At 66.9% G+C, this 21158-nt stretch carries 19 protein-coding genes and 1 pseudogene; 10 read left to right on the forward strand and 10 right to left on the reverse strand.

All coding sequences use genetic code 11. The features are described 5' to 3' along the window. Positions 1–38 precede the first annotated feature (38 nt). The 4 genes from OG289_RS28535 to OG289_RS28550 all read right to left on the reverse strand — a co-directional run bounded on the left by OG289_RS28535 (position 39) and on the right by OG289_RS28550 (position 4770). Complete coding sequence (locus OG289_RS28535; protein ID WP_327316902.1) at positions 39–458, reverse strand: PIN domain nuclease; 420 nt, start codon at positions 456–458, stop codon at positions 39–41. Next, positions 458–712, reverse strand: a complete 255-nt coding sequence (locus OG289_RS28540; RefSeq protein WP_327316903.1) for a type II toxin-antitoxin system VapB family antitoxin — start codon at positions 710–712, stop codon at positions 458–460. The genes OG289_RS28535 and OG289_RS28540 overlap by 1 nt, the downstream gene beginning before the upstream one ends. Before the next feature lie 329 nt (positions 713–1041). After that, positions 1042–2400, reverse strand: a complete 1359-nt coding sequence (locus OG289_RS28545; RefSeq protein WP_327316904.1) for a hypothetical protein — start codon at positions 2398–2400, stop codon at positions 1042–1044. Positions 2401–3321: 921 nt separating this feature from the next. Beyond that, positions 3322–4770, reverse strand: coding sequence for a phytoene desaturase family protein (locus OG289_RS28550; protein ID WP_327320826.1), 1449 nt, complete (start codon positions 4768–4770; stop codon positions 3322–3324). Between the two features lie 504 nt (positions 4771–5274). Here OG289_RS28550 and OG289_RS28555 point away from each other — a divergent pair. The 4 genes from OG289_RS28555 (at position 5275) to OG289_RS28570 (ending at position 8057) form a co-directional block, all read left to right on the forward strand. Continuing rightward, complete coding sequence (locus tag OG289_RS28555; protein ID WP_327316906.1) at positions 5275–5538, forward strand: hypothetical protein; 264 nt, start codon at positions 5275–5277, stop codon at positions 5536–5538. Next, a complete protein-coding gene (locus OG289_RS28560) occupies positions 5535–6194 on the forward strand; it encodes a DUF5819 family protein (protein ID WP_327316907.1) in 660 nt (219 codons plus the stop codon). The genes OG289_RS28555 and OG289_RS28560 overlap by 4 nt, the downstream gene beginning before the upstream one ends. 92 nt (positions 6195–6286) lie before the next feature. Continuing rightward, a complete protein-coding gene (locus OG289_RS28565) occupies positions 6287–7195 on the forward strand; it encodes an HTTM domain-containing protein (protein ID WP_327316908.1) in 909 nt (302 codons plus the stop codon). A gap of 61 nt (positions 7196–7256) precedes the next feature. After that, complete coding sequence (locus OG289_RS28570; protein ID WP_327316909.1) at positions 7257–8057, forward strand: serine hydrolase domain-containing protein; 801 nt, start codon at positions 7257–7259, stop codon at positions 8055–8057. A 279-nt stretch (positions 8058–8336) separates the two neighbouring features. On the opposite strand, the pseudogene OG289_RS28575 reads toward OG289_RS28570, so the two are convergent. Then, a pseudogene (locus OG289_RS28575) lies at positions 8337–8690 on the reverse strand (tyrosine-type recombinase/integrase); the annotation flags it as partial. A 505-nt stretch (positions 8691–9195) separates the two neighbouring features. Between OG289_RS28575 and OG289_RS28580 the strand changes: the two are divergent. The 4 genes from OG289_RS28580 (at position 9196) to OG289_RS28595 (ending at position 12856) form a co-directional block, all read left to right on the forward strand. Continuing rightward, a complete protein-coding gene (locus OG289_RS28580; protein WP_327316910.1) occupies positions 9196–10638 on the forward strand; it encodes an NAD(P)/FAD-dependent oxidoreductase in 1443 nt (480 codons plus the stop codon). 84 nt (positions 10639–10722) lie between these two features. Next, the gene (locus OG289_RS28585; RefSeq protein ID WP_327316911.1) at positions 10723–11007 is read left to right on the forward strand and encodes an acyl carrier protein; all 285 of its coding nucleotides are present in this window, start codon (positions 10723–10725) and stop codon (positions 11005–11007) included. Positions 11008–11010: 3 nt separating this feature from the next. Continuing rightward, on the forward strand, positions 11011–11817 hold the full coding sequence (locus OG289_RS28590; protein WP_327316912.1) for an alpha/beta fold hydrolase: 807 nt from the start codon (positions 11011–11013) through the stop codon (positions 11815–11817). A gap of 22 nt (positions 11818–11839) precedes the next feature. After that, positions 11840–12856 carry a zinc-binding dehydrogenase gene (locus tag OG289_RS28595; protein ID WP_327316913.1) on the forward strand — a complete coding sequence of 339 codons (1017 nt, stop codon included), beginning with the start codon at positions 11840–11842 and terminating at the stop codon, positions 12854–12856. Between the two features lie 52 nt (positions 12857–12908). Here OG289_RS28595 and OG289_RS28600 read toward each other — a convergent pair whose 3' ends face one another. The 5 genes from OG289_RS28600 to OG289_RS28620 form a co-directional block, all read right to left on the reverse strand. Then, positions 12909–13400 (reverse strand): MaoC family dehydratase, encoded by a 492-nt coding sequence (locus OG289_RS28600; RefSeq protein WP_327316914.1) that lies wholly within the window; start codon positions 13398–13400, stop codon positions 12909–12911. A 19-nt stretch (positions 13401–13419) separates the two neighbouring features. Next, positions 13420–15429, reverse strand: coding sequence for an acetoacetate--CoA ligase (locus OG289_RS28605; RefSeq protein ID WP_327316915.1), 2010 nt, complete (start codon positions 15427–15429; stop codon positions 13420–13422). A 6-nt stretch (positions 15430–15435) separates the two neighbouring features. Further along, positions 15436–16128: a 4'-phosphopantetheinyl transferase family protein gene (locus tag OG289_RS28610; RefSeq protein ID WP_327316916.1), complete on the reverse strand. Its 693-nt coding sequence runs from the start codon at positions 16126–16128 to the stop codon at positions 15436–15438. A 110-nt stretch (positions 16129–16238) separates the two neighbouring features. Beyond that, complete coding sequence (locus tag OG289_RS28615) at positions 16239–17468, reverse strand: MFS transporter (RefSeq protein WP_327316917.1); 1230 nt, start codon at positions 17466–17468, stop codon at positions 16239–16241. Further along, positions 17465–18259 (reverse strand): AfsR/SARP family transcriptional regulator, encoded by a 795-nt coding sequence (locus tag OG289_RS28620; protein WP_327316918.1) that lies wholly within the window; start codon positions 18257–18259, stop codon positions 17465–17467. Before OG289_RS28620 ends, OG289_RS28615 begins: the two co-directional genes overlap by 4 nt. Before the next feature lie 539 nt (positions 18260–18798). On the opposite strand from OG289_RS28620, the gene OG289_RS28625 reads away from it, so the two are divergent. Then, positions 18799–20196: a cation:proton antiporter gene (locus tag OG289_RS28625; protein WP_327316919.1), complete on the forward strand. Its 1398-nt coding sequence runs from the start codon at positions 18799–18801 to the stop codon at positions 20194–20196. 107 nt (positions 20197–20303) lie between these two features. Next, entirely contained in the window at positions 20304–21101 is a 798-nt protein-coding gene (gene fabG / locus OG289_RS28630; RefSeq protein WP_327316920.1) for a 3-oxoacyl-ACP reductase FabG, read from the forward strand. Positions 21102–21158 lie beyond the last annotated feature (57 nt).

The raw sequence follows: 21158 nt of genomic DNA on the forward strand, positions 1-21158 counted from the left end.
TTCGGCGAGGCTCGCCCCGACGGCCCAGCCCGGCATGCTCATCGGTCGGCGCTGCCGGGCGGGACGACCCATTCGGTGGGTTGGCCGGTGAGGGAGGCGATCATGTCGAAGTCTCCGTCGTAGTGGAGGACGGTTCGCCGGTTCAGTTCTGCGGTGGCGGCGATGAGGAGGTCGGGGAGGGACAGGGCGCGGTGGATGCCCGCGTTGAGTGCGTGGCGCTGGATCTCCAGCGCGCGGGTGAAGGTGTTGTCGTCGGCGCGGAGGTAGTCGAAGGCGTGGAGCCAGGTGCTGATCCGTGTTGCTTCCGAGCTGTCCCGGGCTGAGTGGATCATCTCGTACTCGGTGGGCTGGCATACGGCGAGGAGGTAGCGCTCGTGCAGAGGCTTGAGCACCTCCTTGACGCTCGGCTTCGTCCAGCGGGCGAGGGCGGACTTGTCGATCAGGTAGCGGTCCTGCATCAGGCGGCCCGGCCTCCGTCGCGGTCGCCGTTGTGCTTGAGAGAGCCGTCCGCGCTGCGGGGGCCGGTGTTCTCGACGATCTCACTGAAGTCGAGTTCGCCGGCGTCCATGGCGTCGAAGCCCTCCTGCCGCAGGTGCCGCTTGACGGCGTCTTCCATGGCGAGGCGGACGGCTTTGGCTTTCGTTTTGGTTCCGAAGATGCGCATGGCCTCGGTGACCATGTCTTCATCGAGGTCGATCACGGTTCTGGCCATGTGGTGGTCCCTTCGTAGATGCTCCCGTCAGTGAAACGATACCATTTATTGACTATGGAAGATATCGTTTTGGTCGGAGGGGTCTCGCCGTGGATGGAGGCTGCGGCGGTAGTGGTGAAGTACCGCGTGGTCGCTCCTTGTGGGAAATGGGCAGTCGTCCTCAGCCGGGTTCCGCCCCTGTCAGGGATTTCGTCAGGAGCGATAGGGCGGCGAGAAGCGGCCAGCCAAGAACCCCCACTGGTGGACAGCCGGTGGACAGACGCCTTTGGACAGCACATCACGGGGTGGCAGGGGTCAACCTGCTGCGCATGCTCTGATCAGCCCAAACGTCACTGGGCAGCACGACCGGGCACCACGCAACACGAACGCTCACGGTCTCGTAATGCGTAGGTCTCGGGTTCGAATCCCGAAGGCGGCTCTGCCGAAGCCTCAGGACTCACTCGCCGTGACCTGGGGCTTTTGCTTTTACTGGATGCGGCGGCGGCGCCGGGCACGGGCCGCGCGGGTGTCGGCGGTCTCACTTCTGGTCTCTCCGCGCGCTCGATCTCGGCGTCGTAGTCGCCCGCATCGAAGTGGTACTCGGGGAGTTGCGCGCGGGGTTGCCGCGTCGGTGGGCGACGCCAGTCAGGCCACACCAGCTGGTCGCCTTCCCCGCAGGTGGTCACGTAGAGCGCGCCGCAACAGCCCTCGGTGCAGTACGCCTCGGCGAGCTGCACCTCTCGGGGCTCGTCTTCGGCCCGCAGGCGACCGCTGTCGAGAAGGTACTCGGGGGAGTTGGCTGGACCCTTGCCGAATGCTTCGGGTACCAGGGGCCGGCCGTCGATCAACAGCCGTGCCTCGACCGTGTCCGGGTCTGCCGGGTCCCGCACGGTGGCCTCCACCCGGAACCGGGAGTCCGTCACGTGGTCGAAAGGCTGCCGCGTCGAACGCCGTATCCAATGGACCCGGCGGCGTTCGGCGGGTTTTTCGGGCTCGCTCTCCGTGACGGCTGTCCAGGACTGGTTGCTCAGGACGGCTTCGAGGGCGCGCAGGAGGGCTTCCCTCTGTCCCGGCTGCCAGTCGAGGACCACGCTGGGGCCACTGTGTAGGTCCAGGGCGACGGACGGCAGGACGGCGTAGTGGTCCAGCGTCGGAGGCAGTTGGGAGGCGCGTGCGACGAACGCGTTGTAGGCGGTGGTGGCCTGTTGGTAGCTGAGGATCTCGGGCTGGTAGTCGCGCAGTCCCGTCATTTGGGAGAGGAGACGTCCGGTCCGGGCCACGGCCTGGGTATCGATCTGCTCCTCGCTGAGAATGTCGGCGAGTTGGACGGCCTCGGCAATCCTGCGGGCGGTGGAAGGTCCGACAGTACGTGAGTCGAGAGGGGCATTGATCAGCCATGTGCGGGCCTCGTGGTCATCGTGCGCGGCGATCGCGTCGATCAGGTGGCGCAGTGCACGGTTCTCGGCGTGGTCGGCCAGCCATACCAGGGCTGCCGTCGGGCAGGCGAGGGCGGTGAGCGCGCCGGCCACGGGACGGGCGAGAACCCGCGGCAGGCCGAGAACCTTGAGGTAGGGCACATCCTCCGGCTCACCGAGGCGAGCCAGGAGCGCGATGCCGACGTTCACGGTCAGTGTGCTGGTGCCGGTGCGTGTCAGATGGCAGCCGAGAGCACGGGCTGCCGCTGTGTTTTCCAGGGGCAGATCGGCCATCGCGGCCTGGACATGACGATCCCGAATGCCCAGCGTGTGCAGCCTGCGGTGGATCTCGTCGGCGGCGAGGACCGTGTCCGGATCGGTGTCCGACGGGTGTCACCTCGTGGCCGGCCCGGGTCGCTCGGGCCGAGCCAGCGTAGAGGGTGGGCTCGGCCGGATCGGTCACACGCTCGCGGAGCATGACGACGTAGGCGCACGCTGCCCTTGTTGACCAGCTCGATCAGGGCGTCGGCCGCGGGAGCCGAGGAGGTCGGGTTCTGCTCGGTGATCCGCAGACTGTCCCGCAGTATGTACGGCTGCGAGTCGTCGGCCTTGGAGCAGACGCCTTCGAACTTGATGAGTTCGTCCTCGGCCAGGAGGGGAACGACGTCGGTGGCCGTATTCCTGGGTGGACCGGCGACGGGTCGGGCCAGGACTGTTAACAGCTGCTGCAACGGTGCCGCCGACGCGAGCCAGATCTCCGGCTCGGACCGGTGCGTATCACGACCGTGGAGCAGACTCTGTCTCCGCGTCGGGGCGTGGTGACGAGTCGCGCCGGCGCGCGACCAGAGTGGTACCGGTGACCACCAGGCCGACCGCCACGACCTTCGCGGCCTGGTAGATCAGTGAAGGGCCGGAGCTTGTCCGGCCCAGGAATCCCCACAGGAGCAGGCCGATTCCAGCGAGCATCAAGAGGAACCCGCCGACCGGGCCCAGGCCCCCCCAGCTCCAAGGAGTCGTCGCTAACTCCCGCTCAGTGCCAGGGTTTTCACGCTCATCAGCCGTCATGGCTCGCACATTAACGCATTCCCGGTCTGCGGTCGTGTCGGGCCCGGGCCAGGGCAAGTGTGCGACGTACCCAGATCGCACAGGCTGTGCACGAGGGACCTCGGCGGTCTGTCGTGCTCGCCACCTCATGGACGGGTGCGGGCGATCTGGTCAGGGGGCGAGGCTCGGTGTCGTGTGAATGCCGAATTCGTGTCTCAGCGCGGAACGGGCGGCCAGGTAACCGGACATGCCGTGCACGCCAGGTCCTGGCGGTGTGGACGCGGAGCACAGGTACACGCCGCGGAGCGGCGTGCGGTAGGGATTCACCCGGGGGGCTGGGCGGAGCACGCTCTGCTTCAGGGTCACAGCACCGCCGTTGATGTCCCCGCCGACGTAGTTGGGGTTGTAGGCCTCGTAGTCGCGGGCGCTGATACCGCGGCTGGCGACGACGGTTTCTGTGAAGCCGGGCGCGTACTGTTCGATACGTGCCTGCACCATGGGCACGGGGTCCTGGGAGCTCCCGTTCGGTACGTGGGCGTAGGCCCACACCGGTCGCTTTCCGTCCCGGGCCCGAGTGGGGTCGGTCACGGCAGGGTCGACGACCAGGACGAAGGGCTCTGGTGCGGCGGTACCTGCGGCGGTGAGGCCTTCTTGGTGACGTATCTGCGCCTGCGTCCCGCCGAGGTGGACGGTGCCCGCCAGGCCTACGTCAGGATCCTTCCAAGGGATGGGAGCGTTGACGAGGAAGTCCACCTTGCCGGCCCCGGGGCCGTGGCGGAAACGGGAGAGGTGGCGGGCGTAACGGGCGGGGAGCAAGTCGCCGGCGGCTTGGAGAAGACCTTTCGGGGCGGTGTCGAACAGCACCACCTTCGATCCCTGTAGTTGCCGCAGATCATCGATCTTGCATCCGGTGTGGAACGTGCCACCGTGCGCGGTGATATCCGCGGCCAGGGCCTCGGCGATGCGGCTGCTGCCGCCTTCTGGAAGGGGCCAGCCGCTGCCGTGGGCAAGGTGCCCCAGCAGGAGTGCGATCGCGCCGGCGGCAAGACTTGGCAGTCGTCCCACAGCGTGTGCCGCGACACCGGTCAGCAGGGCCTTGCCGGCTTCGGTTGTCAGAGTGCGGTTTTCCAGCCGAGTGCCGAGCGTGAGAGTCCGCGCAGCGAACCTGACTGCGACGAGCAGGTCCCGGGGAATGGCGCGCTGGTGGGAAAGGGCGAGGTCGATCACGGCGGAGCTGCGCTCCAGCAGTGGAGTCATCATGCGTCGCCAGGGTTCGCCGTCCGCCCCCAGCCGAGCACAGGTTGTCTCCAGGTCGTGGTGAGCCAGGGCAGCCGTGCCGTCGGGTAGCGGGTGGGCGTAGCTGATCTCGGGTAGACGTAAGCGCACCCCACGCGAGGCCAGGTCGAACTCCCGGAAGAACCGCGACGCGGCTGCCATGGGGTGGACGGCCGCGCATACGTCGTGCGTGATGTCGGCGTCGAACAGTGATGTGGTGCGCAGGCCCCCACCGATCTCGTGGTGTCCTTCGAAAAGTTGCACCTGCAATCCTGCGCGGGCCATGACGACTGCAGCCGCCAGCCCGTTCGGACCCGTCCCCACGATCGCTACGTCCGCCTTCATCACCGGCTGTTCCCTTTCGTCGGCAAGTGCCGCCTCCGGGGTCGGCCGATGCGGCGCCTGCCCGACGGCTCCCCCGATAGGCGACACAAGGCAACACGAAACGTCACAGCTCGGCAAGATGCGGTGCCGGACACCTTGGTTCGTTTTGTCTTGTTCGCTAGGAAACTACCGGTTGGTGCCTCACAGGAACCTCATAAAGATCACTTGTCTCGCGATCATGACCACGCTAAGTTGGCTGTCAGGAGCGAACGCGACCAAAGGCCTGACTTTCTAGATGTTGGGCTTTGTTCGCTCCGAACGGTTGCTATGCAGCTGACTCCAGCCCTGGACGCGGGGGAACATCCCCGGTGATCAGTGGTGCTCTCATCCAGAGGCGCCGACGGGATCCGGGAACCGTGGGGGCTGTGTGCAATGACCGATAAAGCGAAATGGGGAACAATGCAGAAGCGAACTGTCGGTGCCGTTATCGGTGCCGCTGTCGCGGGTACGTGCCTTGCACTGACCATGCAGGGCTCGGCCCAGGCCACGCCTGTGGCGCCGGTGGCCGAGAAGGCGGCCGTCAGCAAGGGCGAGGCCGTTGCGCCCAAGGCTGCCGCAAGCGCGGTCGGCCGGGCGGCCGCCCGGGCAGCCGTGCACGCCAGGGCTGCCTGCCCTTCCGTGGGCCACGCCGTGGGAGCGCTGACGGACAACCTGAGCCTCGGCGGTGTGTTCAGCGAGCCGGCCAGAATCTCCAGCGGTGTCTCCAGCGCGACCGCGTTCGATAGGTGACGGCGACTCGTCGCGTCCAGAGGGCGGTACTGCTTGCCGGTGCCGCCCTCCTGGGTGCCCACTTCTCCATTGCGGCCTTCTCCCAGACGCCGCTGAGTCCTGCCAAGGTGCAATTGGCGCCACTCCTGAACGCCTATCTCCAGCCGTACTTCTCGCAGAACTGGATGCTCTTCGCCCCGGATCCGGTGATGGTCGACCAGGGGATCATCGCGCGGGGCCGCTGCAGCGACGGTGAGGTCACGAAGTACTACGACGTGACGGGCCCAACCATCCAGAGGGTCCAGAACGACAGGTTCTTTCCCTCGCGAATGTCCCGGGTGGTGAGCAACGGCATCCAACAGTACAACTCGACCGACGACCTCCTGAGGCGCCTCCGCGAGCAGAAGGAAAAGGGGAAGGCGAAGAAGTCGGGTAAGAATCCCATTCCGCTGCTGCCGTACGAGAAACGCACCCGCGATCAAGCGGTGAACTATCTCTCAAGGTATGCGATGACTCAGATGACTCAGGCGTGCACGGAAGGTCGTAGTCTCCAATCAGTGCAGGTCCGGATGTACGTCCGGACGCTCCCGCCTTGGTCACAGAGGGACAACGCCGACGCGCGCGACAAGGTCGACGCCTACGACTTTCCATGGAAGAAAGCTGCTGATCTGCAGTGAAACTATTAGACAAGATCGATACCTGGGCCAGCCGTCCTGTCGCGGTCCTGGGTGTGTCGGGAACCCGTGCGTTACTGGGGTTCGTCGGCCTCATGTTCTATGTCAGCCAGTACGGGGACCGGCGCTACCTCTTCGGCCCCGGAAACGACACACTGCTGCCCTACCACCTCTTCCTCGACGAGTTGAAGGACTCAGGAAGTTTTAGTGTCTACGCGTGGAGCAACTCGCCGGTCGTGTTCGAAGTGTTGTTCCACCTCGGACTGATCGCTGCTTTGGCTGTCACGCTGGGTATCGGGGGCCGTCCCGTCCTGGCGGTGCACGCCATATTTCTGTGGTCGCTCTACCAGCGGCAGTCGGCGCTCATGGACGGCGGCGACAATCTCATGCAGCTCGTCGTCCCGATGCTGCTTCTCACGCGCTGTTATGACCATTTCTCCTTGCGCTCTCCTCTCGGGCAACGGGTGATACAGCGCATCCCCAAGGCTTTTCGAGCTGCCGGTGCCCCGCTGCACAACCTGGGTGTCACCGCGATCGCGGTGCAGATGTGCCTGGTCTACATGGTCAGCGGGCTTTACAAGGTGCAGGGGCAGGCGTGGCAGGACGGAACCGCTCTCTTCTACATCATGCGGGTACCGGAATTCGAACTCCCCGGCATTTCGCAGTTCGTTTACAACAACGACCTGTTGGTGTACCTCGGCACCTATGCGACTGTCATCTTTCTCGTCTATTTCCCCATGGGAGTCCTGGTACGGTCCCTGCGCCCATGGGCGGCTGCCGCATCCATCGGTTTCCACATCTCCATCGGCCTGTTCATGGGGCTCACCGGATTCGCATTGACGATGATCGCGTGTGACCTCGTCTTCCTGTCGCCGGAACTGTCCCGCGCACTGCAGGCAGCGCGAAAGCTGAGCGCACGCCGCAAGGAGAAAGCAGCGGCGGACGGGACTGGAAGAAGTGCGGCACATGACCGCGAACCGGTAGCGGCCGCTCCCGCCGACTGAAAGGCTCTCCGTGCGACGCCCTCCCACCTGCGTCATCGGCAGTCACCTCGATGCTCCTCGTGTGACCGGCGGGCATGATCCCGACGCGTACGTGGAGCTGGGCTCGTTCACCAAGGTCCTGACCGGAACCGTGCTTGCCGTGCTTGCCGAGAAGAGCGTTGTTTCCCTCGACGACCCGGTCGAGCGATGGCTGAGCGCGCCGGCCGGGACCGGTGTCACCCTTCGACACCTCGCCGACCACACCTCCGGCCTTCCGCGGCTGCCTCCTGACACGGGCCTGTTCAACCCGTACAGGGACTTCACACAGACTCAGCTCGAACAGTTCGTGGGTCGTCTCGACAGTTTGGTCACCGCAAGCCCGGGCGAGCACGAGGAGTATTCCAACTTCGGGTACGCCGTGCTTGGCGCTGCACTCATGTCGGCTGCCGGCCAGGACTACGAGGAACTGGTCGGCGATCATGTGCTCGTGCCTCTCGGCCTGCCCGCGGGGGCGGTGACCGCCAGACCACCCGCGGACCAGCGTCTGCTGGCGTCGGGCTGGTTCGGCCGCCCCGTGAAGCCATGGGACTTGACCGGAGCCATCCTGCCCGCGGGTGGCATGTGGGCCAGCACGCGTACAACCGCCCGCCTGCTCACCGGACTGCTCGTCGACAAGACCCTCGGTGAGCCGGCGCTCACCTGGCGCCGGGTAGGAGATCTGCCGCTGACCTACCACAACGGTGCCACCCGAAAATCCAGGGTCTTCGCCGGTGCGTTGCCCGACGGCCGCTGGGTGGTCGTTCATCGCCTCTCCGGATCCATCGAGGAGGCGGATGCAGCGGGAATCGGCGAACTTCGCGCAGCGGCCGAGGAAAGCGGATGAAGCAGCGGCTTCCACCATGCTGCAACCGAACGGCTGCGGTGCGCGGGTCGGTCTGCGTGAGCGGTGCGTGAGCGGATGGCGCGGCACAAGCCATCCGGGGCCGGACGCGGCAACATGCCGCGCGGTGCTGATCTGCGAAAACAGCACCGCGCGGCACGAGTCGGCACCACCCACCCCGATCGCGGCAGTCCTCGTAATGCGTAGGTCTCGGGTTCGAATCCCGAAGGCGGCTCTGCCGAAGCCTCAGGACTCACTCGCCGTGACCTGGGGCTTTTGCTTTTACTGGATGCGGCGGCGCAGGGCACGGGCCGCGCGGGTGTCGGCGGTCTCACTTCTGGTCTCAGTGGGGCCCGGAACCGGGGTCGAGGGCGGAGGTACGAAGAACTCACCCATGCGCCGCATGGCGTCCTTCGACAGGTGGGACCGGCCCTTGACGTATCGCCGGGTCTGACTGATCTGGGTGTGTCGCAGGATCTCCATGATCGTGGGCATGTCGACGCCCAGTTCGTTCAGGATCGTGCCGGCGGTGTGGCGGCTCCCGTCGTAGAGGCGGCGGTCATCGATCCCGGCCTCGGTGAGTAGTTCCTTGAACTTCTCGTAGTCGGCCCGCGGGTCGAGGGTGGTGCAGTCGGGGTCCGGGTGGGTGCGCGCGCTGACCGCGGTGGCGGCCTCGGCCATCTCGGCCGCGTCGCCGAGGTGGGCGAGGGCGACGATCCCGAGCATCAACGAGCCGTTCCCTGCACAGCGTTCACTGGCGGCGGTGAAGAGCCGGGCCGCGTCAAGCATCGCCGCGCCCGGCGCTCCGGGGCACGCCCGGCGGCGCCCAGGACCGTGCGGGTCTGGGCGACGACGTCACTGGCGCAGTGCCGTGCCGGATTGCCCGCCCGCGCCATCCGCACTGCCAACGACAGCATCAACCGTCCGGGGCCAGAACCCTCGCCTTCGCGGCCACCCCTTCGACCGCTCGAACCGGCGAGTCGGTCGGTCAGAGACCAACGCCGGCTTATGAATCGAGGTCAGACCACTGGAATTGAGGTTAAGGGCCCCTTTAGAGGCAATGAGGTCGCCCCTTAACCACGGCGTGGTTGTGTGTTGTCAGGGCCCTTCCCGACAGGCGTGCGAAGTGAGGGGATCATCGATGGCGAATGTTCTGGTGATAGGTGGCGGGCCGGGAGGTTCGTTGACGGCGATGCTGCTGGCCCGCGCCGGTATTGACGTCACCTTGCTGGAGCGGGAGACATTTCCCAGATATCACGTCGGTGAATCTCTCACCTCGTCCTGTCGCGTCATGATGGATATCGCCGGCGTCTTGGAGAAGGTGGACGCCGCCGGATTCACCAGCCGGCGGGGTGCTCTGCTGAGGTGGGGCGCCGAGGACTGGACCATCGACTGGGCGGAGCTCTTCGGTCCGGATGTGCGCGGCTGGCAGGTGGAGCGCGCGGAGTTCGACGAGATCCTGCTGCGGCACGCACAGGAGCGTGGTGTCGAGGTCGTCGAGGGCGCCCACGTCAAGAAGGTCGTCTTCGACGGAGACCGTCCGGTCGCCGCGGAGTGGGTGGACACGAAGCATGGCAACGCCCAGCGGGTGACCGAGTTCGACTTCCTCGTCGACGCTTCCGGCCGCTCGGGAGTGCTCGCCGCGCAGCACTTCCGGAATCGCCGGGCCCATGAGATTTTCCGCAACGTCGCGATCTGGGGCTACTGGGACGGTGGCGAGCTGCTGGAGGGAACGCCCCCGGGCGGTCTCAACGTCGTATCCACGCCCGATGGCTGGTTCTGGGTCATTCCCCTGCGGGACGGACAGTTCAGTATCGGGTTCGTGACGCACAAGACGCGCTTCGTCGAGCGGCGCAAGGAATTCGCGTCCGACGACGAGATGCTCCTGACGCTCGTGCAGGAATCCGAGACGGTGCGCGGCCAATTGGCGGGTGCCGAATTCACCGGGCCCACGCGGGTCGAGCAGGACTACTCTTACGTGGCCGACAGTTTCTGCGGTCCCGGCTATTTTCTGGTCGGGGACGCGGCCTGCTTCCTCGATCCGCTGCTGTCGACCGGAGTGCATCTGGCGATGTACAGCGCGGTGCTCGCGGCCGCGTCCGTGATCGGCGCCGACAGTGGGCAGATCAACGAGCGTGAGGCGCAGGGGTTTTACGAGTCCCTGTTCCGCAATGCCTACGCCCGCCTCATCGTGTTGGTGTCCGGGGTGTACGAGCAGTACAAGGGCACTGAAAGCTACTTCTGGCTGGCTCAGCGCCTGGTCCGGGAGAAGGAGCGGTACGACAGCCCGAACGGAGCCTTCGCCGAGATCTCCGCGGGGCTCAGCGATCTCAGGGACGCGGCCGACTCGCGAGGCACCAGCGCCATGCCGGAGTTGATCGAGGAGGCGGATCTGGCGCGGCAGCGCGCCGATGAGAACGCCCCTGAAGGACAGCCCGCCAATCTCAGCGCGCTTCGCATCGAGCCCAGCGATCTCTACGACGATGCCTCGGGTCTCTACCTGGTCACGCACCCGGCCCTCGGCGTCAAACGCGCACGCCCGGCCGCCGTGCCCTCCGGCGACCCTGCGGAGGCCAGCCGCTGAGCTCGGCCTTCCCGGACGTTCGTCCAGGGGCCGCTGCCCCGACCCCGTTCAGCCCCGACCCCGTTCAGAAGAAGGAGAACAGGCATGTCTGCGCTGCCACCCGAGGTGATGACGTGGATCTACGAGCAGAACCCGGATGTCGAGGACATAGACCTCGATCTCGACCTGTTCGACACCCGGCTGGTCAACTCTCTCTCGCTGATCGAGTTCGTCGTCGTCATAGAGAGGGTCAGCGGACGGGTCATCGACCGGCGACAGCTCAAGACCGAGGACTTCCAGACCCTGCGCACGATTCAGGAGAAGTTCTTCGACGGGTCGGCGGATTCGGCCTCGGCCGCAGTGCCGGCCACCGTCACGGAGGCCGGCTGAGTCGTGCCGGCGGCCATTGTCAACGGAGTCCGGGTCTCCTATCGCGTTCAGGGTGAGGGGGACCCGCTGCTCCTGATCGGTCCGGCCGCTTCACCGGCGGCCGTCTGGGACCGGCATCAGGTTCCGGATCTCGTACGGGCCGGGTTCCAGGTCATCACCTTCGACCTCCGCGGGAGCGCCCCCTCGGACGCCCCGCCCGGCCCCTACGCACTCGACGACCTTGTCACCGACACGGCGGAGCTGATCCGCCATCTGGGCATCGAACACTGCCTGGTGGCGGGAGTCTCGATCGGCGCGATGATCGCCCAGGAACTGGCCAGGGCACATCCCGAACTGGTCGGGGCCATCGCGCTCATGGCGACGCGGGGGCGCTCGGACGTTTACCGTGACGCGCTGGCACAGGGCTGTGCGGATGCCATGCGGGCCGGTGACGCGGTGCCCGTGGGGTATTCGGCGGTGGCCACGATGGGTCAGTTGTTCGGCCCCGGGACCCTGGCCGACGACAAGTTCGCCGAGGACTGGCTGACGACCCTGTCTTTCTTCCCGCAGCGTGGGGAGGGGTTCGCGGCCCAGTACGAGGCCACCGTCACCGGCGACCGGCTGCCAGGACTGCGCGGCATCCGGTGTCCGTCGCTCGTCCTCGCTTTCGCCCACGACCTGGTCATGCCGCCCGCCATGGGGCGGGCGGTGGCCGATGTCATTCCGGACTGCCGCTTCGAACTGCTCGAAGAGTGTGGGCATTTCGGGTTTCTGGAGCGCCCTGAAGAGGTCAACCGCATCCTCGTCGACTTCTTCCGCAGCGTCGTGTGACGCAGTTTCCCAGGAGGGATCCATGGAGCACCTGTATTCGACGGCGGCCGACAGCCGCCGGGCCTCCCGCGTGGAACTGCGTCAACGGCGTTCCGGCGAGCTGGACTTCGAGCTGGCTGCCGTCGAGTCGGAGCCGCCGCGTCCTGGCGAGGTGGCCGTCCAGGTGTTTGCAGCAGGTCTCAACTTCCCCGATGTACTGACGGCGATGGGGCTCTCCGCGGCGTACTTCGAGGATCCGCCGCGGCCTGGCCTGGAGTGCGCGGGCGTCGTCACCGCGGCCGGGCCGGGCGTGACGGCGTTCGAGGTCGGCGACCGTGTCGTGGCCGTGGTCGAGGGGGCCTTCGCATCCGAGATCAATGTGCCGGTGACATCGGTCATGCCGGTGCCCGACCGCATGGACTTCGCGCAGGCCGCCACGGTACCTGTCGCGTTCCTCACCGCGTGGTACGGCCTGGTCCGAATGGCCGGCATCCAGCGCGGAGAGAGGCTCCTCATCCACTCTGCGGCCGGCGGAGTGGGGTCGGCGGCGCTGGCGATCGCAAAGCTGCGGGGAGCCGAAGTGCTGGCGACCGCCGGAACTCCCGAAAAGCGAACGTACCTGCATGAGCGGGGAGTTCGTCACGTCATGGACTCCCACAGCGCGGGGTTCGGGGACGAGACACTCGCGGCCACCGGCGGCGAGGGCGTCGATGTAGTCCTCAACTCCCTCACGGGAGAGCTGTTGCGCCGTGGCCTGGAGCTGCTCCGTGTCCGCGGCAGGTTCGTCGAGATCGGCAAGCGCGACATCATGGCCGACTCCGCGCTTGGCCTGGGGCCCTTCCGCAACAGCCTCAGCATGCACAGCGTCGACCTCCGGCTGTTGGTCGACCGTTGCCCGGATCTCATCGGCGACATTCTGGCGGAACTGGCGCCATTGTTCGCCTCGGGAGCGCTGGCACCGTTGCCCTACACCCCGTTTCCGGCGACGCGGGCCGACAGCGCGTTCCGGAAGATGATGGGCGGGCGGCACATCGGGAAGATCGTGCTGACGTTCGCGTAGCGCGGCGGGAGCGCGGTGGGGCGCCCACAACGGCCCGAAGCGGTACCGGCCGCTATGCCCTGCGCCGCAGCATGTTCATGATGGTCATCGTCAGCACGGTCTCGCCGTGCTGGTTGAGCACCTCCACGTCGGTGTGCACCAGGCCGCGGTCGGGCTTGGAGCGGGAGAGGCGGGCCGTGGTGACCGTGGCCCGGACCGACAGGGTGTCGCCCGGCCGCACCGGTCGTTGCCAGCGAACTTCGTCGACACCCGGGGACGCCAGCGACGCGACCTTGCTGAGGTAGTGGTCCGCGTACAGGCGCATCATCACGGCCGTGGTGTGCCAACCGCTTGCGATCAGTCCCTGAAAAGGGCCATCCAGCGCCGCTGCGGGATCCGTGTGGATGCTCTGCGTGTCGAAGCGCCGGGCGAAGTCGAGGATGTCCTGTTCGGTGAGGGTGATGCTGCCGAAGACGTGCACGGAGCCCGGCACGTAGTCCTCGAAGTACCGGTCTTCGATGGGGGCGGCGAAGTTGTCGGTGGTGGCCGGGGCGGTCGTCGTCATGGGTGCCCTTTCACTCGGTTCACGGCTGGGTCCGCCGAGGCTCTGGCAACGATGCACGCGTACGGTAACGAACCGCGGCGTCCTCGAAGGCGCCGAGTGATCCAGGATTGGCCAAGGCGCCTTGGGCCACGACGAGTTCGGGATCGGCGCCGGCCAGGATGCGCTTGACGGGCACCTCCAGCTTCTTGCCCGACAGGGTGCGGGGGACGGCCGGGACCTGGACGATGTGGTCCGGGACGTGGTGCTCGGAGAGCGCGGTGCGCAGAGCGTGGCTGATCCGCTCACGCATCCGTGCGTCGAGGGTGCTCTCCCCGCGCAGCTCGACGAAGAGCATCAGCTTGTCGACGCCGGTCTCCGCCCCCTCCACGTGGACGACGAGGGAGTCGGCGACGTCGTCGACCTCCTCCACCACGGCGTAGAACTCCGAGGTACCCAGGCGTACCCCGCCGCGCTTCAGGGTCGCGTCCGAGCGCCCGCTGATCACGCAGGTGCCCCGGTCGGTGACGTTGATCCAGTCGCCGTGGTGCCACACCCCGGAGAACCTCGCGAAGTACGAGGCGTGGCGCCGGGATCCGTCGGTGTCTCCCCACAGAGCGACGGGCATGCTGGGCATCGGCCGGGTCACTACGAGCTCCCCGGTGCGGCCGGTGATGGGCTGCCCGGCAGAGTCGTACGCCTCGATCCTTGCCCCGAGGCAGCGGCAGCTGATCTCGCCCTCGATGACGGGCAGCAGCGGAACCCCGCCGACGAACCCGGTGCATACGTCGGTGCCGCCCGACAACGACGTGAGCATGGGGGAGGGCGACCCGCTGTCGGCCGATGCCTCGTACACCCACCGGAACCCTTCTGGGGGCAGGGGGGCGCCCGTCGATCCGATGCCGCGCAGCCGAGAGAGGTCCAGGTCCCGCCACGGAGTGATCCCGGCCTTGCGGCAGGCCATCAGATACGGCGCAGAGGTGCCGAAGTACGTCGTGCCGGACTCCGCGACAAGGCGCCACAGGGCGCCGAAGTCGGGGTACGTGGGGTTGCCGTCGAAAAGCACCACCGCGCTGCCCACGGCGAGTCCCGAGACGAGGTAGTTCCACATCATCCAACCGGTGGTGGTGAACCAGAGGAAGCGGTCTCCCGGGCCCAGGTCGTGGTGCAGGGCCAGCATCTTGAGATGCTCCAGGAGGATGCCGCCGTGCCCGTGCACGATGGGCTTGGGCAGCCCCGTCGTCCCCGACGAGTACAGCACGTACAGCGGATGGCCGAAATCCACCTGCTCGAAGGCGAATTCGTCCGTCTCGGCGAGCAGTTCGTCCCAGGACAGCGCGGAGTCGACGTCCGAGCCCGCGTACGGCACGGTGACGGTGTGCGTCAGACTCGGCAGGGCGGCGCGGATCGCCGTGACCTCCTGCGCACGGTCGACGAGCCGCTCACCGGAGCGGTATCCCGTGACGGTCACCAGGACCTTCGGTGCGATCTGACGCCAGCGGTCCTGCACGGAACGGGCGCCGAACTCCGGGGCGCACGAGGAGAAGACGGCGCCCAGGCTCGCGCAGGCGAGCAGGAGCACCAGGGCCTCGGGAATGTTGGGGAGATAGGCTGCCACCCGGTCCCCGCGCCCCACTCCGAGGCCGCGCAGTCCGCGCCGGGCCCGCGCGACCTGGTCGCGGAGCTCGTCAGCGGTGAGTATGACGGGCTCCCGCGTCTGCGAGTGCCCGAACACCATGGGAGTCGAGCCCGCGACGCCCGGCATGGTCAGGACCCGCTGGGCGTAGTTGAGCCGCGCCCCGGGGAACCACTGGACGTCCGGCATGGCCGGTGCGTCGACGAACGCGGTGGCCGGGGTTTGGGGTGTGACCTCGAAGTACTCCCACAGGGACGACCAGAAACCGGGCAAGTCGGTCACCGACCAGTGCCACAACGGGGCGTAGCCGTCGAAGCGGAGGCCGCGGTGGTGGTTCAGCCAGCGCAGGTAGTCGCCGATGCGGGAGCGGTCGAGAACGTCATGGGGCGGGACCCACAGGGGGGTGCCAGCAGTCATGTCGGTTCACCTCGCGGAGAGTGAAGTGCCGGAAGTACAAGGGTGTCTGAGCAGCACTACGCAGCCCGCATGCCCCGGCGCCGGCTCCAAGGGGATGTCGGCCCAGGCCGAGCCGCGGCCGTGGTGGTCGTGGCCTATGTCGCGCAGCCCGGCGCCGGTGGCCTTCACATATGCCTCGCGCCGGGTCCAGGTGCGGTACCAGAGTGCGGTCCTGTCCGCGGCTTCGGCCGTGGACCATCGGTGGTACTCGGAGGGGGAGAAGAAGCCCGCCGCGATGCCTTCGAAGTCACGTTCCACTGTGGTCTGTTCGACGTCGATGCCCACCCGGCCCCCGCAGGTCACGGCGAGGACCGTCAAGCTGCCCGAGTGCGAGAGGTTGAAGTCGACCTCCGGGTGCGGGGGTTCGGAAAGGAACGGCCTGCCTGTCTCGGCAGCCCCGAAGCGAATGCGTGATGACGGCACCCGCAGCCGGCCCGCGAGGACCCGCCGGGCCAGGGCGTGGCCCGTCATGTACTGTGCGCGCGCGGCGCCGGTGACGATGCGGGCGGCCTGCGCGCGTTCGTCCGGGTCCAGTTCTGCCGCGTATGTCTCATAGAGGGCGTCGTGCGGGAGGGGAACCTGCGCAGCCCATACCTGCACCGGGCGGCCGAACGGGTGGTACTCGCCGAGCAGTTGTGTATCGCGGCTGGTGGTGTCCACTGGCGATCGCCTTGGTGTGGTGGTGCGTCGCACGAGGGGCGGCGCAATGATCGGTCGGGGCAACGTCGGTGCACCCTAACGACAGCTGCTAAAACGGCACTTACCTCCCCTTAAACGGTGTCGGCCCAGGTGGTGCGAGTCTTGGCCGCGACAAGGACACAGGCCGGTGCCGTCACCGCTGAGAAGGTGACCACCGCGGTCAGCAGATCGGTGGCCGCAGCCAGGAAGCCGACGCCGATGACGGGCACTCCGACACCGAGATAGGTGATCATGTAGAAGGCGGAGAGGACCTCCGCCCGGGACTCCTGCGGTGCCAGCTCGTTCACCCTGGCCAACGCGGCCATGAACGTGATCCCCTGGCCCGCCCCGCCGCACGCGGCGGCGGCGAGGAGCAACCAGAGCGAGCGGGTTCCCCCAGCGGCCGCCAGCATCCCCAGCCCGGCGGTGAGCAGGAGCAGACCGGTCGTCGGCGGTGCCGCGATGCCCCTGCGGGCCAGCGCATACTGCGTCACCGCGGCGAACAACAGGAACATGCCCGCCGCCGTGCCGGCCAGCAGGAGATCGTGGTGGTGCAGGATGGCCGTGGCGTACGACGGGACCATGGCGAGGAAGAGCGCTACCACGGCCCACCCGAGGACGCTGACAGCGGACGCGAGCGCGAAGCGCCGCCGCACAGGGGCTGGGATGCGGGGGCGGTGGAAAAGCCAGACACCGGGGCGCGTCCTCCTGGGCAGCCGGGTGGCGCCGACCGCCGCCAGGGCGAGCAACGCCAGTTCGACAAGGTAGGTCAGACGCAGCGGCAGCGGCGCGTGCTGCCCGAGGAATCCGGCGAGGACCGGGCCGATCCCACCTCCGCCCACGATCATGACGGAGGCGAGCATGGACGCCCGCGCGCGGTCCCCCGACGGCTCCGTCTCCACCAGGGCAGCGGTGAGCGCGCCGGAGGCCGCGCCGACCGAAACACCCTGTAACGCTCGCGCGGCGTACAGCCAGGCGACGCTGTCGGCGCAGCAGAACAGGACGGCCGCGACCGCCGCGAGAGCGATGGCGGGTCCGACCATGCGGCGATACCCGAGGCTGTCGGTCAGCGCCCCGGAAAACATGGCCGTGGGGATCAAGGTCCCCGCGTACACCGCGAACACGAGAGTGACCACGAGAGGGGAGAACCCGAACGCGGCCTGGTAGCGGGCGTACAGCGGGGTCGGCATGTTCGTGCCGACGGTCAGCACGAAGAGGATGTAGGCGGCTGCCGCGAAAGGAAGGCGTCCGCCGCGCCCAGGGCGGTCGTGCCGTTCCGCGGTCCGCGACTGTCCCGGGCGCCGCTGCCCGACGCCGTTCACGAGGCGTACGCGGAGGACAGCGGCCGGCTGTGGTCGTCCAGCCAGGGCTCCCGGGCGAGAATCGCGCGATGCAGGTTGCGCAGCCGGTTACAGGGTTCCATGCCCAGCTCGTCGTGGAGTGTCCTGCGGATGCGCTCGTACGCGGCCAGACACTCGGGTATTCGGCCGCTGCGGTAAAGGGCGATCATCAGACAGGCGTGCACGTTCTCCCACATGGGGTGCTCCTGCGCGAGACCGTAGAGCTCGCCGATGAGCTGAGTGTGGCGGCCCAGCCGGAGCTCCAGGGTGAGCCACTGTTCGTGCAGGGCGTTGCGCCGCTCGTCCAACTGCTGGGCGTAGCCGTCCAGAGCGGGTGTGGTGCGCACGTCGGCGAGCGCGGATCCCCGCCAAAGCATCAGCGACTCGGAAAGCAGCCGGGCAGCCTCCAGGGACCGTTCCATGCGGATGGCCTGCTGGGCCCTGGCCGCCCTGGACTCGAAGAGGGCGAGGTCCAGGCAATGCCCATCGAGTCGCATCGTGTAGCCGGACGATGTGGTGGTGATGAGGGAGGGACTCGCGCCGGCCCGGATGAAGTTCCCGCGCAGCTTGGAGACATAGACCTGGAGCGCGGTGGTCGCGGTGCGCGGAGGCGTCTCGGCCCATAGGGCGCCGATGAGCCGTGCAGGGGATAACACGTGGCCTGCGTGCATGCAGAACATGGCCAGCAACGACCTGATTTTGAGTGCTTGTGGGGTGACTGTCTCGCCGGCGTCTGTCTCCACTTCTATTGGGCCCAGAATCCTAAACCTCATACGCCCTCTCACTTAATTCCCGAAGGCCATTCCTGTCAGATTGGAGCATTGCTGCGACAAACGAAATAAATCATGGGTGGAGGTTCAGGGGGTGTCAAGCCCTTGAAAGCGGAATCAAGTCGACCGGCCGATTCTCACGGGTGGCTCGCCGTGTACAATCCAACTCTTAGATGCCCCGTAAATGCATCCATGTCAGGACATTTAATAAAATACTTGACGAGTGGCGCGCGCGATTCAGGGGTGCGTTAATGCATGATCGCCGATCGGTTCGGAATCCGGACGCGCCTGCTCCCTGGTTGGCCAATTCATCGCAAAGTTGGGCGGGCGGTGGACGCCGGGCCGTATGGCGAGAATGGTGCCACGGTTTAGCGATGCTTAGGCCAGGCTTAGGCCAGGCTTAGGCGAGTGTCGCCCGGGTGTGGGTCGCAGCAGTACAGCGACCGTGTGAACGTGCCAGCGCTTAGGGGAGAGTTAGGCGACTCTTCAGTGCGGCATGTCAGGCTCGTAATCCGTGTCCGATGAGCGAGCCAAGGGGTCTCATGCGGCATCTCGCCTTCTATTCTCCAAGCGATCCGAATCTCGAACTCACCCTCAAAGTACTGCTTGCAATACTTGGCATTCTTGCGGCATCTGCGATCTGCGGAAAAATCGCCCTCATGGTCAAGCAGCCGCGAGTCCTCGGTGAAATGGTAGCCGGTGTTCTCCTCGGTCCCACACTTCTGGGAGTTCTGCTGCCCGGAGTGCAGAAGTCGCTCTTCCCTGCGGACGTGAAGCCGGTTCTCTATGTGCTGAGCACTATTGGGCTGACGCTGTACATGTTCCTGGTGGGCGCTGGGATCGATCACGGAAAGAAGAGCGGCAAGAGCGGGAAAGGCGCGAAGGGTACAGGCGGCGAGGGTGCCGAGCGGCAGGGGCGGCACGTGATCCTGCTCGCCGTGTCAGGCATCATTCCCTCGCTGGTGCTGGGCGTAGGAGTGGGACTGCTGTGGTACTCGCAGCTCTCCAGGCGCGACGTCTCCCGCATGGAATTCGCGCTCTTCCTCGGCGGCGCGCTTTCGCTTACGGCGTTCCCCATGCTCGCCCGAATCCTGTACGAACGAGGCCTGGAGAACTCGCCGTTGGGCAGGCTGACACTGGTCGCCGCCTCCGTGGACGACGTGGTCGCCTGGTGCTTCCTCGCGGTGCTGTCCGCGGTGCACGCCGGCTCGGGTCCCATGAGCGCGCTGCAGAGCATCCTGCTCGCCGTGGTCTTCACAGGCGTGATGCTCTTCGGGGTCGCGCGCCTGCTGCGCCCTCTCGGCGCCCGGGTGGCACAGACGAAGAGCTTCACGACCGGCCAGATGTACGTCGTGGCGTTCGTCGTTCTCGGGGCCGGGTGGTTCACGGACCGTATAGGTATCTACTCGGTCTTCGGCGGGTTCATCGCCGGGCTCGCGATGCCGCGGGACGCTGCCTTCCGAGAGGCGCTGCACGGCAGGATGATGGACTTCGTCAGCGTCTTCCTGCTGCCGATCTTCTTCGCGTTCTCCGGGCTCAACACCAAGCTCAACAGCGTGGCCGGGGCAACCATGTTGCTCGCCTTCGGGATGTTTCTGGCTGCCGGATTCATCGGGAAGTACGTGGGCTGCGGGCTCGCGATGCGGACGATGGGCTTCTCCTGGCGAGAGTCCTGGGCCGTGGGCGGCCTCATGAATGCCCGGGGCCTGATGATCCTGATCTTCATCAACATCGGTCTCAGCCAGCGCATCATCTCCCAGGAGGTCTTCTCGATATTGGTCCTCGTCGCGGTGGTGACCACGGCCGGAGCCATGCCGCTGTACCGGTGGGCCCTGCCGCAGAGCATCGAGGGGCGGCTCGTGACCGGTGCCTCCGGTGCCGCAGGCAAGTCCCGGGAGGACCAGGCCGGACAACGGGAAATGGCGGCCGACGCTTCCTGACAACGGCAGGACACGGATGGCGGGTTACCGCACGCGAGGAATTAAGTGGCCCTTTAATAGCTGCTGCTTTCCTGGAGGACCATGGTGCCGCGACCCGGGGAGAGACCTTGTCCGACGACATCAGTGAGGCTGGACTGCGCACCACACGCGACACGGAAGGTGAGCCGGACGACCGGCGCCGCGTCCTGGTGACGGGGGCTGCCCGAGGGATCGGCCGGAGCATCGCCCTCAAGCTCGCTGCCGAGGGATACGACGTCATCGGCTGTTACCGGTCCGAGAGCAAGGAGGCGCGGGAAACCCAGGAGGAGGTCGAATCCCTGGGTGTCCGCGCGCTGTTCACAGAGTGCGACGTGCGCGACCGCGACGCCGTGGAGGAGATGGTGGCCCGCGCCGAGAACGAGCTGGGTCCCCTCACGGCACTGGTGAACAATGCGGGAATCACCCGGAACGGGCCCATGCCCCTCCTGGCCGGTGAGGCATGGGACGACGTCATCGATACCAATCTCACCGGTATGTGGAACGTGTGCCAGTCGGTCCTGTACCGCTTCCTGCGGCGCAAGTCCGGCGCCTGCGTCAACATCTCCTCGATCGTCGCGCTGAGCGGCTTCGTGACGATGAGCAACTACGCCGCCAGCAAGGCAGGCATCATCGGCATGAGCAAGTCACTCGCGCGGGAAGTCGCGGGCCACGGTGTCCGGGTCAATGTGGTTGCTCCCGGAATCACCGATACTCAGATGATGGAGGACATTCCCGTACCGATGCGGGAGAAGATGCTCGAGCGCATCCCGCTCAAGCGGTTCGGCCGCCCCGAGGACACCGCCGACCTGGTCGCCTACCTCCTTTCGGATCGTGCGGCGTACATCACCGGCCAGGTGATCCGGGTGGACGGCGGGGCAGCCCTGTGACGTTCCGGCGGACGGGACGCATCATGACCGCCAACTGCTGAGCCTGCCCTACCCGTC

This window comes from Streptomyces sp. NBC_01235 (assembly GCF_035989285.1).
Classification (GTDB): domain Bacteria; phylum Actinomycetota; class Actinomycetes; order Streptomycetales; family Streptomycetaceae; genus Streptomyces.

Coding starts and splice junctions, on each gene's coding strand:
- OG289_RS28555 (WP_327316906.1), top strand. CDS start 5,275: ATGCAGGGCTCGGCCCAGGCCACGCCTGTGGCGCCGGTGGCCGAGAAG.
- OG289_RS28535 (WP_327316902.1), bottom strand. CDS start 458: ATGCAGGACCGCTACCTGATCGACAAGTCCGCCCTCGCCCGCTGGACG.
- OG289_RS28605 (WP_327316915.1), bottom strand. CDS start 15,429: ATGACTGCTGGCACCCCCCTGTGGGTCCCGCCCCATGACGTTCTCGAC.
- OG289_RS28540 (WP_327316903.1), bottom strand. CDS start 712: ATGGCCAGAACCGTGATCGACCTCGATGAAGACATGGTCACCGAGGCC.
- OG289_RS28545 (WP_327316904.1), bottom strand. CDS start 2,400: ATGGCCGATCTGCCCCTGGAAAACACAGCGGCAGCCCGTGCTCTCGGC.
- OG289_RS28600 (WP_327316914.1), bottom strand. CDS start 13,400: ATGACGACGACCGCCCCGGCCACCACCGACAACTTCGCCGCCCCCATC.
- OG289_RS28585 (WP_327316911.1), top strand. CDS start 10,723: ATGTCTGCGCTGCCACCCGAGGTGATGACGTGGATCTACGAGCAGAAC.
- OG289_RS28565 (WP_327316908.1), top strand. CDS start 6,287: ATGTTCTATGTCAGCCAGTACGGGGACCGGCGCTACCTCTTCGGCCCC.
- OG289_RS28625 (WP_327316919.1), top strand. CDS start 18,799: ATGCGGCATCTCGCCTTCTATTCTCCAAGCGATCCGAATCTCGAACTC.
- OG289_RS28620 (WP_327316918.1), bottom strand. CDS start 18,259: ATGAGGTTTAGGATTCTGGGCCCAATAGAAGTGGAGACAGACGCCGGC.
- OG289_RS28580 (WP_327316910.1), top strand. CDS start 9,196: ATGGCGAATGTTCTGGTGATAGGTGGCGGGCCGGGAGGTTCGTTGACG.
- OG289_RS28550 (WP_327320826.1), bottom strand. CDS start 4,770: ATGAAGGCGGACGTAGCGATCGTGGGGACGGGTCCGAACGGGCTGGCG.
- OG289_RS28595 (WP_327316913.1), top strand. CDS start 11,840: ATGGAGCACCTGTATTCGACGGCGGCCGACAGCCGCCGGGCCTCCCGC.